Annotated in this window: 11 protein-coding genes and 8 tRNA genes; 17 read left to right on the plus strand and 2 right to left on the minus strand. The window is 44.9% G+C overall.

The features are described from left to right. Window positions 1–263 precede the first annotated feature (263 nt). From IQR33_RS00575 to luxS, 17 genes are all read left to right on the plus strand, one after another. Window positions 264–355: transfer RNA gene (locus IQR33_RS00575), tRNA-Ser, on the plus strand. A 31-nt stretch (window positions 356–386) separates the two neighbouring features. Continuing rightward, window positions 387–463, plus strand: a tRNA-Arg gene (locus tag IQR33_RS00580). A gap of 29 nt (window positions 464–492) precedes the next feature. Beyond that, window positions 493–584, plus strand: a tRNA-Ser gene (locus tag IQR33_RS00585). A gap of 85 nt (window positions 585–669) precedes the next feature. Beyond that, window positions 670–746 (plus strand) — tRNA-Arg (locus IQR33_RS00590). A 55-nt stretch (window positions 747–801) separates the two neighbouring features. Then, window positions 802–878: transfer RNA gene (locus IQR33_RS00595), tRNA-Arg, on the plus strand. Between the two features lie 52 nt (window positions 879–930). Continuing rightward, a tRNA-Arg gene (locus IQR33_RS00600) sits at window positions 931–1,007 on the plus strand. Between the two features lie 53 nt (window positions 1,008–1,060). After that, window positions 1,061–1,137 (plus strand) — tRNA-Arg (locus tag IQR33_RS00605). A 52-nt stretch (window positions 1,138–1,189) separates the two neighbouring features. Continuing rightward, window positions 1,190–1,266 (plus strand) — tRNA-Arg (locus tag IQR33_RS00610). Window positions 1,267–1,819: 553 nt separating this feature from the next. Beyond that, window positions 1,820–2,077, plus strand: coding sequence for an oxaloacetate decarboxylase subunit gamma (locus tag IQR33_RS00615; RefSeq protein ID WP_005379932.1), 258 nt, complete (start codon window positions 1,820–1,822; stop codon window positions 2,075–2,077). Between the two features lie 31 nt (window positions 2,078–2,108). Continuing rightward, on the plus strand, window positions 2,109–3,893 hold the full coding sequence (gene oadA / locus IQR33_RS00620) for a sodium-extruding oxaloacetate decarboxylase subunit alpha (RefSeq protein ID WP_017635927.1): 1,785 nt from the start codon (window positions 2,109–2,111) through the stop codon (window positions 3,891–3,893). A gap of 9 nt (window positions 3,894–3,902) precedes the next feature. Then, a complete protein-coding gene (locus IQR33_RS00625) occupies window positions 3,903–5,033 on the plus strand; it encodes a sodium ion-translocating decarboxylase subunit beta (RefSeq protein ID WP_005379935.1) in 1,131 nt (376 codons plus the stop codon). A gap of 123 nt (window positions 5,034–5,156) precedes the next feature. Then, window positions 5,157–6,107: an NADP-dependent oxidoreductase gene (locus IQR33_RS00630; RefSeq protein ID WP_005385434.1), complete on the plus strand. Its 951-nt coding sequence runs from the start codon at window positions 5,157–5,159 to the stop codon at window positions 6,105–6,107. Next, window positions 6,101–6,562, plus strand: coding sequence for a YqaA family protein (locus IQR33_RS00635; RefSeq protein WP_005379938.1), 462 nt, complete (start codon window positions 6,101–6,103; stop codon window positions 6,560–6,562). Before IQR33_RS00630 ends, IQR33_RS00635 begins: the two co-directional genes overlap by 7 nt. A gap of 9 nt (window positions 6,563–6,571) precedes the next feature. Continuing rightward, window positions 6,572–9,415 (plus strand): M16 family metallopeptidase, encoded by a 2,844-nt coding sequence (locus IQR33_RS00640; RefSeq protein WP_017635925.1) that lies wholly within the window; start codon window positions 6,572–6,574, stop codon window positions 9,413–9,415. Window positions 9,416–9,571: 156 nt separating this feature from the next. Then, window positions 9,572–11,140 carry a glutamate--cysteine ligase gene (gene gshA, locus IQR33_RS00645; protein WP_193838128.1) on the plus strand — a complete coding sequence of 523 codons (1,569 nt, stop codon included), beginning with the start codon at window positions 9,572–9,574 and terminating at the stop codon, window positions 11,138–11,140. Window positions 11,141–11,163: 23 nt separating this feature from the next. Continuing rightward, a complete protein-coding gene (locus IQR33_RS00650; protein ID WP_005379943.1) occupies window positions 11,164–11,769 on the plus strand; it encodes a hypothetical protein in 606 nt (201 codons plus the stop codon). An 84-nt stretch (window positions 11,770–11,853) separates the two neighbouring features. Then, complete coding sequence (gene luxS / locus IQR33_RS00655; RefSeq protein WP_005379945.1) at window positions 11,854–12,372, plus strand: S-ribosylhomocysteine lyase; 519 nt, start codon at window positions 11,854–11,856, stop codon at window positions 12,370–12,372. Window positions 12,373–12,440: 68 nt separating this feature from the next. Here the strand turns inward: luxS and IQR33_RS00660 are convergent, their stop codons facing one another. Together IQR33_RS00660 and IQR33_RS00665 are read right to left on the minus strand one after the other, a co-directional pair. Then, entirely contained in the window at window positions 12,441–13,721 is a 1,281-nt protein-coding gene (locus IQR33_RS00660; protein ID WP_005379948.1) for an HlyC/CorC family transporter, read from the minus strand. A 124-nt stretch (window positions 13,722–13,845) separates the two neighbouring features. Then, on the minus strand, window positions 13,846–14,640 hold the full coding sequence (locus IQR33_RS00665; protein WP_005379950.1) for a cytochrome C assembly family protein: 795 nt from the start codon (window positions 14,638–14,640) through the stop codon (window positions 13,846–13,848). Window positions 14,641–14,846: the final 206 nt, after the last annotated feature.

A 14,846-nucleotide genomic window follows, 5' to 3' on the forward strand; every position in this document is an offset into this window, starting at 1 on the left:
TGTTTTTGAAAATTTGCAGAAACTATTGTGTTGAGTATGGCTGTGAATTCATCAATAATGTTGATTCGAACTTCAGAAAGTTATTTGAAAATAAATGTCTTTTTTTCAGAGAAGACTCTCTTTTTTTCATCATAATAGAGTGATAAAGTTCGTTTAATAGTCACTTTGATTAAATCAGCAACGGTTAAGCCAGTTTCGTAGATTTTTTCAAAGAAAGTGTTTGACATATTTTCGGTAAAACGTAATATGTGCCTCCGCAAGACGGTGAGGTGGCCGAGAGGCTGAAGGCGCTCCCCTGCTAAGGGAGTATACGGTTTATCCCGTATCGAGGGTTCGAATCCCTCCTTCACCGCCATTCTTGCAACGTTGATTTATCAACAAAAAGTGCGTCCTTAGCTCAGCTGGATAGAGTACCTGGCTACGAACCAGGCGGTCGGAGGTTCGAATCCTCCAGGACGCGCCATATCTCTTTTGAGATATAACAATGAAAACGGTGAGGTGGCCGAGAGGCTGAAGGCGCTCCCCTGCTAAGGGAGTATACGGTTTATCCCGTATCGAGGGTTCGAATCCCTCCTTCACCGCCATTCATTGACTGGCCCGATGGCCTTTTTTTTGTTTCGTAAGAAATGAATGTGATTTACTTCACAACTTCTTAGCGAGAAGATCTGCGCGTCCTTAGCTCAGCTGGATAGAGTACCTGGCTACGAACCAGGCGGTCGGAGGTTCGAATCCTCCAGGACGCGCCACTATTTAATAATTCGTTTGATAAACGGGTTATACAAAGTAAAATAATATTATTGCGCGTCCTTAGCTCAGCTGGATAGAGTACCTGGCTACGAACCAGGCGGTCGGAGGTTCGAATCCTCCAGGACGCGCCACTTATTAAAGGGTAATACCCTGATGTTGACGAAAGTCGATATCGAAAACTGCGCGTCCTTAGCTCAGCTGGATAGAGTACCTGGCTACGAACCAGGCGGTCGGAGGTTCGAATCCTCCAGGACGCGCCACTTATTAAAGGGTAATGCCCTGATGTTGACGAAAGTCGATATCGAAAACTTGCGCGTCCTTAGCTCAGCTGGATAGAGTACCTGGCTACGAACCAGGCGGTCGGAGGTTCGAATCCTCCAGGACGCGCCACTTATTGCAGGGTAATGCCCTGATGTTGACGAAAGTCGATATCGAAAACTGCGCGTCCTTAGCTCAGCTGGATAGAGTACCTGGCTACGAACCAGGCGGTCGGAGGTTCGAATCCTCCAGGACGCGCCACTCATTGAAACAGCCTCGCAATTGCGAGGCTTTTTTGTATCTAGACATCTGAAATATGGCGTAGGATCACTAGAGCCTATGTTCCTCTTTTTTAAAAGCGAATATGTGCGTATCTAAGCAATTTGCTATCAAGCTTCTGTCGCATCGTGTGAAATCATCCTGATTATCCCTCCTATACACTGACTTCCATTTTTCATTTCAATCACTCTCATGTAGTCACTTTGTTTGTTATTTGTTTATTTATTGTTAATCTTGTTCATCTTTTTGTTTTTGTTGGTTTTTACTGCGTGAGTCCCGATTTGATTTTGAAATCTAAATCGCAGTTTTTATTTATGTCCTCCTTTACTCTGTTCGTAAGGTGATAGCGATTTGAAGTGATTATTTTGTCATGAACTGTGATCTGGGTAGTGAATAAATAATCATTTATCAGGATTACTACAAACCTTCCTTAAACAAAATTGACAAAATTTAACCAATCGAGATAATCCATGGGTCGGGATTTGACACTATTAAAGTCCTGCACGTTGTCAGGATGACAAAGAAAGGAAGCAACATGACTAATATAGGAAGCCTGCTAGTAGATGCGGCCACCCTGATGCTAACGGGGATGGCGGTCGTATTTATTTTCCTCACTATTCTTGTTTATCTCGTTCGGTTAATGTCGAAATTGGTACCAGAAGAAGTACCAGAGCCGATCGCAGCACCAAAAACAAACACTAATATTCAATCAACCTCTTCAGCTGTTAGTCCACAAGTAGTGGCGGCGATCTCGGCTGCGATTCATAAACATCGCGCCTCATTCGCGAAGTAGCCGAACTAGGATTAAAAAGGAGTTTAAGAGCATGTCTAAACCACTAGCTATTACTGATGTGGTCCTTCGTGATGCCCATCAATCACTATTTGCTACGCGTATGCGTATTGAGGATATGCTGCCTATCGCAGCTGAGTTGGATAAGGTTGGTTACTGGTCTCTAGAGACTTGGGGCGGTGCAACATTTGATTCTTGTATTCGATTCTTAGGAGAAGACCCTTGGGAGCGTTTACGTGAACTAAAAAAAGCGATGCCTAATACACCAATGCAAATGCTACTGCGTGGTCAAAACCTTTTAGGATACCGCCATTATGCCGACGACGTAGTAGAGAAGTTTGTTGAACGCGCGCATGCTAACGGCATGGATGTATTCCGTATTTTTGATGCAATGAATGACGTGCGAAACTTCCAGAAAGCCGTTAAAGCAACGGTTGATGTTGGTGCGCATGCTCAAGGTACGTTGTCTTACACTACGAGCCCAGTGCATAACGCAGACACTTGGGTTGACTTGGCAAAACGCCTAGAGGATTTAGGTTGTCACTCGCTGTGTATTAAAGATATGTCTGGCTTACTTAAGCCTTATGAAGCGGAAGAGCTTATCACGCGTATCAAAGCGTCTTGTGATGTGCCATTGGCACTTCATTGTCATGCAACAACGGGGCTGTCTACAGCAACAGCGGTAAAAGCAGTAGAAGCCGGTATTGATATTCTCGATACTGCGATTTCTTCAATGAGTTGTACTTACGGTCATACACCGACTGAAACGGTAGTCGCTATGCTAGAAGGCACCGAGCGAGATACCAATTTGAAACTCGAGCAACTGGAATCTATCGCCGCATATTTCCGTGAGGTACGTAAGAAGTATGCGAAGTGGGAAGGCCAGTTAAAAGGAGTCGATTCACGCATCCTGATTGCTCAAGTGCCTGGTGGTATGCTGACCAATATGGAAGGCCAGTTGAAAGAGCAGGGTGCTGCGGATCGCATTGATGAAGTATTAGAAGAGATCCCTCGTGTACGTGAAGATCTTGGTTTCATTCCATTGGTGACTCCAACTTCACAGATCGTCGGTACGCAAGCGGTGATTAACGTTCTTACTGGCGAGCGCTATAAGAGTATTACCAAGGAAACCGCTGGCCTATTGAAAGGTGAGTACGGTCAAGCGCCAGCCGAGTTAAATGCAGAACTGCAAGCGAAAGTGCTTGATGGTAAAGAGCCAATTACCTGTCGTCCTGCCGATTTACTTGAGCCTGAAATGGAGACGCTTACGGTTGATCTGATGGAGAAAGCGAAATCAGAAGGCATTAAGCTAGCAAGTGAGCGTGTTGATGACGTACTCACTTATGCACTTTTCCCTCAAGTTGGGCTTAAGTTCCTTAAGAATCGTGAAAACCCAGAAGCATTTGAGCCTGCACCAACGCTAGAAGCTGAGAAGCCTGCTGTACCTGTAGCTCAACCAGCAACTGGTGGTGTAGAAACTTATAGTGTACGTGTTGACGGGCAGGTGTATGAGGTGGAAGTTGGCCCTCAAGGTGAACTGACATCTGTTGCTCCTTCTAATGCACTGGCAAAATCGGCTACACCTAGCGCACCTTCTAATGCTTCAGCAGAAGCGGTACCTGCTCCTCTTGCAGGTAACATCTTCAAAGTGAATGTTCAGCCTGGTGCTGAGGTAGCTGAAGGCGATGTATTGCTCATCCTTGAAGCGATGAAAATGGAAACTGAAGTACGAGCGGCGCGTGGTGGTGTGGTTCAAGAGCTGAACGTTAAAGAAGGCGATGCTGTCACAGTAGGTGCGCCTCTGTTGAGCCTGGCGTAAGGGAGTATCATGGACGGATTGTTAACCCTTTGGGCAGAAACAGGGATCGCTAACTTCGAGTTCGGCCAAATCTGTATGATGCTGGTTGGTTGTACCTTGCTGTTTTTGGCAATTAAAAAAGGATTTGAACCTTTACTGTTATTGCCGATTGGTTTCGGTGCTATTTTGGCGAATATTCCAAATGCTGGCTTTACTGAGCCTGGTGGCTTGCTCTACTACGTTTACTACATTGGGATTGAATCGGGTGTGTTCCCGCTATTGATCTTCATGGGTGTGGGCGCGATGACTGACTTTGGTGCTTTGATCGCAAACCCAAAAACGTTGTGGTTAGGTGCGGCTGCGCAGTTTGGTATTTTTGCAACACTGTTTGGCGCTATTTTGCTCAACTATGTACCTGGCATGGAGTTCTCCATGGCAGATGCTTCGTCTATCGCGATCATCGGTGGTGCTGATGGGCCAACAGCGATTTTCTTAGCGAGTAAGCTCTCTCCAGATCTGCTAGGTGCGATTGCAGTCGCGGCATACAGCTATATGGCATTGGTGCCGATCATCCAGCCACCAATCATGAAAGCACTGACAACCAAGGAAGAGCGTCAAATCAAGATGGCTCAGCTTCGTCATGTTGGTAAATGGGAGAAAGTCATCTTCCCGCTTGCTGTATTACTGATGACGATTCTGTTCTTACCTTCAGCTACGCCATTGGTTGGTATGTTCTGTTTGGGTAACTTGATGCGTGAAGCTGGTGTGGTCGATCGTTTATCGAAAACTGCTCAAAATGAATTGATCAACATAGTGACTATCTTTTTAGGTCTTGGTGTTGGTTCTAAGCTGCAAGCTGAGCAGTTCTTGAACCTAGAAACGTTAGGTATCTTGGGGTTAGGCGCAGTTGCATTTAGTATCGGTACTGGTGCGGGCGTCCTGATGGCGAAACTGCTTAACAAGTTCTCGAAAGAAGACATCAACCCACTTATTGGTGCGGCTGGCGTTTCTGCGGTACCAATGGCCGCGCGAGTCGTAAACAAAGTTGGTTTACAAGCTAACCCGCAAAACTTTTTGTTAATGCATGCGATGGGACCAAACGTTGCTGGTGTGCTGGGTTCAGCCGTTGCGGCTGGTATATTGTTAGCACTTGTTGGTTAGACATTATTGAAAATGGAATGATCAACCAATTTACAAAATCACGATTAACTTAGGTTAACAAAATGGTTTATAGTCAAAGGGATGCTTTCGCATCCCTTTTTGTTTTCTTGCAGGGAATGGTTTATGGAACACAAACAGATCGTTATCACTGAGTTTGGTGATGCCAACGTACTCGCGATTCAACATGCTTCTACACCATCACCACAGCCTGGTGAAGTCTTAGTAAAAGTCGCTTTTTCAGGCGTAAATCCTATTGATGTCAAAACTCGAGCTGGGCTCGGTTGGGCAGCAGCGCAGAATAAGGATAATTTACCTTGGGTGCCAGGTTACGACATCTCAGGAAAAGTGATGTCTTGTGGAGAGGGGGCATCACGTTTTAATGAAGGTGATGAGGTGGCTGGATTTATTGGTTTCCCAGTTCGAGGCGGTGGTTACAGTCAATACATATGTGTTCCAGAAACTGAGTTAAGTCATGTTCCTAGCTCCGTAACTTTGGAGGCAGCTGCTGCATTACCGTTGGCGGGACAAACTGCGGCACAAGCTCTCAGTAAGGCTAATGTGACGGAAAACGATCGCGTACTTATCCTCGCTGGAGCCGGTGGTGTTGGACACCTCGCGGTACAAATTGCGATCGCGACGAAAGCGGAAGTCTTTACAACCTGCAGTGAACGAAATTTAGACTACCTTGCGACGCTCGGTGCTCATGCAGTGAACTATCAATTTGCACCAGTGTCAGAACGTGTTGAAGATGTTGATGTTTTGATTGATTTAGTAGGCGGAGATGCTGCGTTAGATGCGCTTAAATGCCTGAAAGATAATGCGAGAGTCATCACCGTTCCAACCATAACTGCTGAGCTGATTTGTGAAAAAGCCAAACTCCTAGGCTTTGAGGCTAGTGGCATGTTGGTTGAACCAGACCCTGCGCAGTTAGATACCTTGTTGTACATGGTCGGCGTTGGCTTACTGAAGACTGAAATTCAACAGGTTTATCCTATGAGTGATGTCATTGGTGCTCACCAGCAGGTCGAATCAGGAAGAACCAGAGGCAAGGTGTTGCTTGATATGACATGCTAGAAGCATTTAACACGAGTTTTGAAAGTTTAGCGCTTTGGTTTTCAGATTCAGCATTATGGGTGCTTTTCATGACCGGTTTTCTCAGTGCCACGTTGTTGCCTGGTGGTTCTGAAGCGGGCTTAGTTGCCACTCTCTCATTAAATCAATACTCCGTTTCTTCAATTGTTATGGTCGCTACTATCGGTAATACGCTTGGTGGCTTAACAAATTATTGGCTTGGCTTGTGGATTCCCAACAAAGCACAAGAGGAAAAGCACGGTCATACCGCATTAAAGTGGCTCTCTAAGTATGGCTATTGGGGGTTATTTTTTAGCTGGTTACCTGTAATAGGAGACCCGCTGTGTTTAGCCGCAGGGTGGCTAAGAATGAAGTTTCTGCCTTGCGTGATTTTAATATTTTTAGGAAAGGCTGCTAGGTATAGCTTACTTGCGGCCATCTATCTCGGATTATTTTAAGGAAAGTACATGAAGATGTTTTGGGTTGGCGCGTGTTCACTGTTGGTGATCACGGGCTGTGCATCAAATACGCCAGTTTCATCACTGCCGAAAGGGGTAACTTTCGTTGAGTCATCGAAAGCTGAAGAAGGCAAAGTTAAGATTCCATACCAAAAGTATAAACTCGATAATGGTTTAACGGTGATCTTAGCTCCTGAAGATTCTGACCCATTGGTCCATGTGGATGTGACTTACCATGTTGGTTCAGCTCGTGAAGAAGTGGGTAAGTCTGGTTTTGCGCATTTCTTTGAGCACATGATGTTCCAAGGTTCAGAGAACGTTGGTGACCAAGAGCACTTCAAAATCATCACGGAGGCTGGCGGCACATTAAATGGTACTACAAACCGCGATCGTACTAACTACTTTGAAACTGTCCCTGCTAACCAGCTCGAGAAAATGCTGTGGTTAGAGTCTGACCGTATGGGCTTTTTGTTGGATGCGGTTTCTCAACGCAAATTTGAAATTCAGCGTTCGACTGTAAAAAATGAGCGAGCTCAGCGTTACGATAATCGTCCTTATGGCTTAATTTGGGAGCGCATGTCCGAAGCGCTATATCCTGAAGGTCATCCGTATTCGTGGCAAACCATTGGTTATGTTGAAGATCTTGATCGTGTTGATGTGAACGACCTCAAAGCGTTTTTCTTGCGTTGGTATGGCCCAAACAATGCGACTATCACGATCGGTGGTGACTTAGACGTTGAACAAACTCTAGAGTGGGTAAATAAGTACTTCGGTTCGATTCCTCGTGGTCCTGAGGTTGAAAATGCGCCGAAACAACCTGCAAAACTGCAAGAAGATAAATACATCACTCTAGAAGATCGTATTCAACAACCTATGGTGATGATCGCGTGGCCAACAACCTACAATGGCGAAGAAAGCCAAGCGTCTCTCGATACATTATCAGAAGTATTGGGTGGCGGTACCAACAGCGTGCTCTATCAAGACCTAGTGAAGACTCAAAAAGCGGTCGATGCTGGTTCATTCCATGATTGTGCTGAACTGGCGTGTAACTTTTACGTTTACGCAATGGGTGATTCTGGAGACAAAGGCGACCTATCAAAACTGTACGACGAGCTTTTACAATCACTAAATCAGTTTGCGGAAAAAGGCGTGACAGAGGATCGCCTTGAGCAGTTGAAGGGTAAAGCGGAAGCGGATGCTATTTTTGCGCTAGAAAGCGTTAAAGGTAAAGTGACTCAGTTGGCTTCCAACGAGACATTTTTCGGCGATCCTGATCGTCTTGAGCAACAGCTTGAGCAAATCCGTGCAGTTACGCCGACTTCGGTAGAAAAAGCGTATACGGACTTTATTCAAGGTAAGAACAAAGTGACCCTAAGCGTGGTCCCAAAAGGAAAAACAGACCTTGTCGTAAAACCTGCGACCTTTGTGACGCCAAAGCGTACGCTGCCAGAATATGAGAAGATTTCCGATGACCAATTGGCGTATCGTCGTGCGACCGATAACTTCGATCGCTCAGTGCAACCGCCAGTAGGAGAACCAGTGAAAGCGACGATGCCAGAGCTGTACGAGTTACATTTCAAGAATGGCTCAGAGCTGCTTGGTGCAGTTAGCGATGAAACGCCGACGGTGATGATGCAATTTAGTCTACCTGCCGGGACACGTTTTGTTGAAAAGGGTAAAGAAGGTCTTGCCCAATTGACCGCTGCGATGTTGCAAGAAGGCACAACGAAACGCAGTGTCGAAGAGATTCAAGCTGAGCTTGATAAACTGGGTAGTGTTATCTCTGTTAATGCCACAGGTTATACAACAAACATCAGTGTTTCTGCTCTAGAAAAGAACTTAGAGCCGACGTTAAAAATTGTCGAAGAGATGTTGCTGTCTCCTGCATTTAATCAAGATGATTTCGAGCGTGTAAAAATGCAAGCGCTAGAAGGCCTGGTATATGAGCACCAAAATCCAAGTTGGATGGCGTCACAAGCGAGTCGCCAGGTGCTCTATGGGGATTCGGTTTTTGCTCGACCAAAAGACGGCACGCAAGCAGGTGTCAGTGCATTAACGTTGGATGATGTCCGTGAATTCTACTCGAAGCATTACACGCCACAAAGTGCGCAAATCGTCGTTGTTGGTGACATCAATAAACAGGAAATTGAGCAGCAACTGACGTTCTGGAAAAACTGGCAAGATGAAGCTGCGCCATTGTATGCACCGCAAAGCATTGCTGCATTAGGTGAGCAAAAGATCCATCTTGTTGATAAACCAGGAGCGCCGCAAAGTGTGGTCATGATGGTTCGTCAAGGTATGCCTTACGACGCAACGGGCGATTTTTACCTAAGCCAACTGACAAACTTCAACTTAGCTGGGAACTTCAATAGCCGCATTAACCAAAATCTACGTGAAGACAAGGGTTACACATACGGTGCTTACGGCTATTTCTCTGGTAATCCAGAAACAGGCTCGGTGGTTTTCACCGCGCAAGTACGAGCGGATGCAACGGTTGCTTCGATCATTGAGATGGAAAATGAGCTAAATGAATACTCGCAGTCAGGTATTACTGATGAAGAGATGAAATTTATGCGTCAAGCGGTCGGTCAAAAAGATGCACTGAAATATGAAACGCCAACACAAAAAGCGGAGCTCATCAGTGATATTCTTAAGTACAACCTCGATCATGATTACTTGCAGCAAAGAAACGCTATCGTAGAAAAAGTTGATAAGCAGACGTTGAATGCGCTGGCTCAGAAATGGTTTGATCCAAATGACTATCAAATTATCGTCGTTGGTGATGCTAAATCGTTGCGTCCTCAATTAGAAAAGTTGGGGAAAGACGTAGAAGAGCTTGAAATCATTCGATAGAGTACACATTTAATAGCGGAGAAACGTTTCTCCGCTATTCATCTAGATAAGCAACTTTTCGTGGGTTATTTATCTAGATGCATTAACTATCAATAACTTAGCTTACACTTGTGTTATGTAACAAGTGTCCTGCTCCCAATATAAGCGAACCTCATTTTGACTGATTTTGCTGCGCGACTAAAAAAAGTTGCATCAAACCCCGAAGTATTTAAGCAGTTTGGACGCGGTGTTGAGCGAGAAACTTTGCGCTATCGTCAGGATGGACATCTAGCTACAACTCCTCATCCTGAAGGGTTAGGCTCTGCGTTCACAAATCAATGGATCACAACGGATTTTTCGGAATCATTGTTAGAGTTCATTACGCCTGTGTCACATGCAATTCCAGAACTGATGGCACAGCTGAAAGATATCCATCATTTCACTCAAACCAAAATGGGTGAAGAGAAAATGTGGCCACTATCAATGCCTTGCTACGTAGGCTCAGAGGATGATATTCAGTTAGCCCAGTATGGCTCTTCGAATGCAGCGAAAATGAAAACGCTGTACCGAGAAGGCCTAAAGCGTCGCTATGGCAGCCTGATGCAAATTATTTCAGGTGTCCATTTTAACTTCTCGTTTCCTAAAACATTTTGGGATGCGCTCTATGGCGAGCAAGATGAACAAGCCCGCCAAGATGCTAAGTCTGATGCGTACTTTGCGTTGATCCGTAATTACTACCGCTTTGGCTGGATGATTCCCTACTTCTTTGGTGCATCACCAGCGTTATGTGGCTCTTTTATTCAAGGTCGTGAAACCGATCTGCCATTCGAGAAGATTGGCGGGACATTATATTTGCCGAAGTCGACGTCTTTGCGTTTGAGCGATCTTGGCTATACCAATAGTGCTCAAAGTGTGCTGAAAATTGGTTTTAACAGCATTGACCAATACCTCGATGGTTTGAGTGATGCGATTCGCCACCCATCAGAAGAGTTTGCGAAAATTGGGGTAAAAGTGGATGGTGAATACCGCCAGCTTAATTCCAATATCTTACAAATTGAGAATGAACTGTACGCTCCGATTCGTCCAAAACGTGTATCGAAAAGTGGTGAGAAGCCTTCAGATGCGTTACGACGCGGTGGTGTCGAATACATTGAAGTTCGTTCTCTAGATGTTAACCCATTCAGCGCAGTGGGCTTAAATGAAGAGCAAGTACGATTCTTGGATCTCTTCCTTACCTGGGCGGCCTTGTCAGACTCAGACCCTATGGATAACTGTGAATTAGAGTGTTGGCGCGATAACTGGAATAAAGTCATTGTTTCTGGCCGTGAAAAAGGTCTAATGCTGCAAATTGGTTGTCAAGGTGAACGTCTATCTCTACAAGATTGGGCACACCGAGTTTTCGTCGAGTTACGTCAAATAGCACAGCAAATGGATATGACCGCTGGTGGCAGTGCATACCAAGATGTGTGTAATCAACTCGAGACATGGATTGATAACCCAGAACTAACGATCTCTGGTCAACTATTAGAGCTAACGAAAGAGCTGGGTGGGCTAGGTAAAGTTGGTTGTACTCTTGGTATGAAGTACCGTGATGAAAACCTAGCTCACGGTTATCAGTACTACTCACAAGATACGATGGAAACGGAAGTAGCGTCGTCCGTGGAAAAACAAAAGCAAGCAGAGCAGAGTGACACGCTTTCTTTTGATGATTTTTTGGAAGATTACTTTGCTTACCTGAAGCAGTAATGACTAACTAAGGATTGGTGCGGTTGAACATTAAGTCGTCAGTAGTAGCGGTACTTGGAAGCGTGTTACTTGCAGGTTGTGCTACGGCACCGCCAAAGCAGCAGAATAACTTATGCGAGATATTCCGAGAGAAATCCGGTTGGTACGATGATGCCAAAGATATGGAAGATGAATGGGGGACCCCTATTCATGTCGCTATGGCCATCATTAAACAAGAAAGCAGCTTTCGGCACGATGCAAAACCACCTAAAGATTATTTGCTAGGGTTTATTCCTTGGGGACGAGTCAGCAGTGCGTATGGTTACGCTCAAGCTCAAGACCCTGCTTGGGAAGACTTCCAAGATGCCACAGGTCAGGGTGGCTCTCGTACCAACTTCGATGATTCTATGATGTTTGTCGGTTGGTATACTCATGAAACACGGCGTCAGCTAGGGATTTCATTATGGGATCCCTATAACCAGTATCTGGCTTATCATGAAGGGCGAGGTGGGTATAAGCGAGGTACTTATAATCGAAAGCCTAGTTTAATCAAAGTCGCTCGACGTGTTGAACAAACAGCGAAAACTTATGGCTGGCAGCTGAAGCAATGTCGTCAGGAATTAGAAGACAACAGCAGCTGGTTCTTTTAGCCCACAGTCAGTTCATGTGCTGTAGGGATGAATGACATTTATCCATTACCGAAAGGTACTGGAGTTACAATCAGGAGAGATGTAATGCCTTTACTCGATAGTTTTACCGTGGACCACACTCGTATGAATGCACCCGCTGTACGAGTGGCGAAAACCATGCAGACCCCAAAAGGGGATACGATTACTGTTTTCGACTTACGCTTTACTGCGCCAAACAAAGACATTCTTTCTGAAAAAGGTATTCACACCCTAGAGCACCTTTATGCAGGCTTTATGCGTAATCACCTAAACGATGATTCTGTTGAGATCATCGATATTTCGCCTATGGGTTGCCGCACAGGTTTTTACATGAGCCTGATTGGCACACCATCAGAGCAGCAAGTCGCAGATGCTTGGATTGCAGCAATGGAAGATGTGCTGAAGGTAGAAAGTCAGAATAAGATCCCTGAACTTAACGAATACCAATGCGGCACGGCAGCAATGCACTCTTTAAAAGAAGCACAACAGATCGCAAAGAACATTTTGGATGCTGGTGTTTCGGTGAACAAAAATGATGAACTTGCTTTGCCTGAGTCGATGTTAAAAGAGTTGCGCATCGACTAGGTGCTCATTAAGAAGCATATTGCCCCAATAAGTAAAAAAGCCTGACATGAGTCAGGCTTTTCTTTTGGTTATTTGGATGTCGATTTTTTCTTCTTCGGATAAACACGAACGAGCTTGATTCGGTTCTCTTCAATCTCAACAAGTTCCATTGGGTGACCCGCTACTCTCACACTTAGATGGCTCTCAGGAATATCTTCCAAGTGTTCTAAAATGAGCCCGTTTAGCGTTCTCGGACCATCCGTTGGTAAATCCCACTTCAGGCCTTTGTTGATATCTCGGATATTGGTGCTGCCTTCAATAAGGAAGCTTCCGTCACCTTGAGGACTGATCTCATCAGAGAGGCTTGGAGAAATTGACGTCGTGAACTCACCAATGATCTCTTCCAGAATATCTTCAAGAGTGATTAGACCGATGATATCACCGTACTCATCCACGATCAGACCGATACGTTGCTTGTTGCGTTGGAATTTCAACATTTGCACGTTCAATGGTGTGCCTTCTGGGATGTAATAGACCTCATCAGCAGCACGTAATAGCGTTTCTTTGTTGAATTCGTTCTTTTCCAACATCAGACGATAAGCCTCGCGCAAGCGCAGCATACCAACCACTTCATCAATTTGGTCACGATAGAAAACTATGCGCCCATGTGGTGAGTGGGTTAGCTGACGAACAATGGATTTCCAGTCGTCGTTAATATCGATACCAGTAATTTCATTGCGTGGGACCATAATGTCGTTCACGGTGACGTGCTCAAGATCCAAAATAGACACTAGCATGTCTTGGTGTCGGCGAGGGATCAAACCGCCAGCTTCATTTACCACCGTACGCAGCTCATCGGAGCTAAGATGATCTTCTGCTGAGTGATCCGCTCTTACGCCAAGTAAGCGGATAAAGCCATTCGTAATAAAGTTAACAAGCATCACTAAAGGCGACAGTAACTTCATCAGTATGGTCAATAATATACTGCTCGCGTAGGACACACGTTCAGGGTAAAGCGCTGCAATTGTTTTAGGGGTAACCTCGGCAAAAACCAATACAACCATAGTTAGTGCACCGGTTGCGATAGCGACACCTAAATCACCATACAAACGCATACCAATAATGGTCGCGATAGCAGACGCGAGAATATTAACGAGGTTGTTGCCGATAAGAATAAGACCAATCAAACGATCTGGACGGTCTAATAGTCTTTCGACTCGCTTAGCACCCTTATGCCCGTTTTTGGCTAAGTGTTTTAAGCGATAACGATTCAGAGACATCATCCCTGTTTCTGAACCGGAAAAGTAACCTGATATGACGATAAGACACGCGAGTAGCGCAAACAAGATACCCGTAGAGATGTCGTCCAAAACGTTGCTGTTCCTTGTAAGTATTGGGTTATATAACGGTTGAGTAAGTCCGTTAAGTCAAAGAGTTAAGGCGTACTGTATTTTATCTAGCCTAAAATATAAAGGATAGGAGCCCTAGAGCTCCTTAATTCAAGATGATTTCTTTTACAAAGCGACTGCCAAAATATGCCAGAGTTAACAGTGTTGCTCCTGCAACAGCGAACCATGTGACTTTTCTACCACGCCAGCCTTTTTGATAGTGACCCCAAAGCAGTATTGAGTACACCACCCAAGCGATGAAAGAAAGAATGCCCTTATGTGCCTTACCTTGGGCAAACATATCCTGCACAAAGACAAAGCCAGTAATGAGCGTGGCAGTTAACAATAAGTTACCGATCAAAATAATTTTGAAGAGTTGACGCTCCACCATTAATAGAGGCGGCAGGTTTGGGTTAATCGCCAAAGATTTTTTTGCTTTCAGTTTGTGATCCAGCCAAGCCAACTGAAGCGCATAGAGTGCCCCGATAGTTAAAGTCGCGTATGAGAAGAGCGCAAATGAAATATGAATGAGTAGCTTAGGGTCATTCTCTAGGTGCTTTATAAACGTGCTTGGCAAAAATGTGGCTGCAGATAAATTGATGGCAGCAAAGCTATAAACGACAGGCAATAAAAACCACAGTCGGTTTTTCAACATAGCAAGGCTCATGACCAGAGAAATAATAAAACTGATCAAAGAAGCCACGTTGAGAATACTCAGGTTTTGACCTGAACCATCAAAGATCAGATCACTCAAAATCCACGCATGAAAAACAAGCGCACAGGCAGCACTAGCAAACACTGTTTTTGCTTTGATTCCTGACTGTTGTGAGAGTCCGGGTATGATGGTCGCAATCGCCAAGACATAAAGTATGGCGGCCGCGATGGCTATTAAGCTATCCATGAATCCTAAATATTATTGTGCACGATGGAGAAATTATACCTTGCATTACACTTTGGGGCTACGTTATATCCGACATCAATCGTGAGAGATGAGATATTGAAATTAATAAGTTACCGCACCATATATAAATAGAGACAAGAATAGGACAGCGGTACGGGTATGACTCAGACCTTGGCTAATGTATACTCACACTAATTAATCGCCAT

It is taken from the genome of Vibrio sp. OPT46 (assembly GCF_015163535.1).
In the GTDB taxonomy this organism is placed as follows: domain Bacteria; phylum Pseudomonadota; class Gammaproteobacteria; order Enterobacterales; family Vibrionaceae; genus Vibrio; species Vibrio alginolyticus.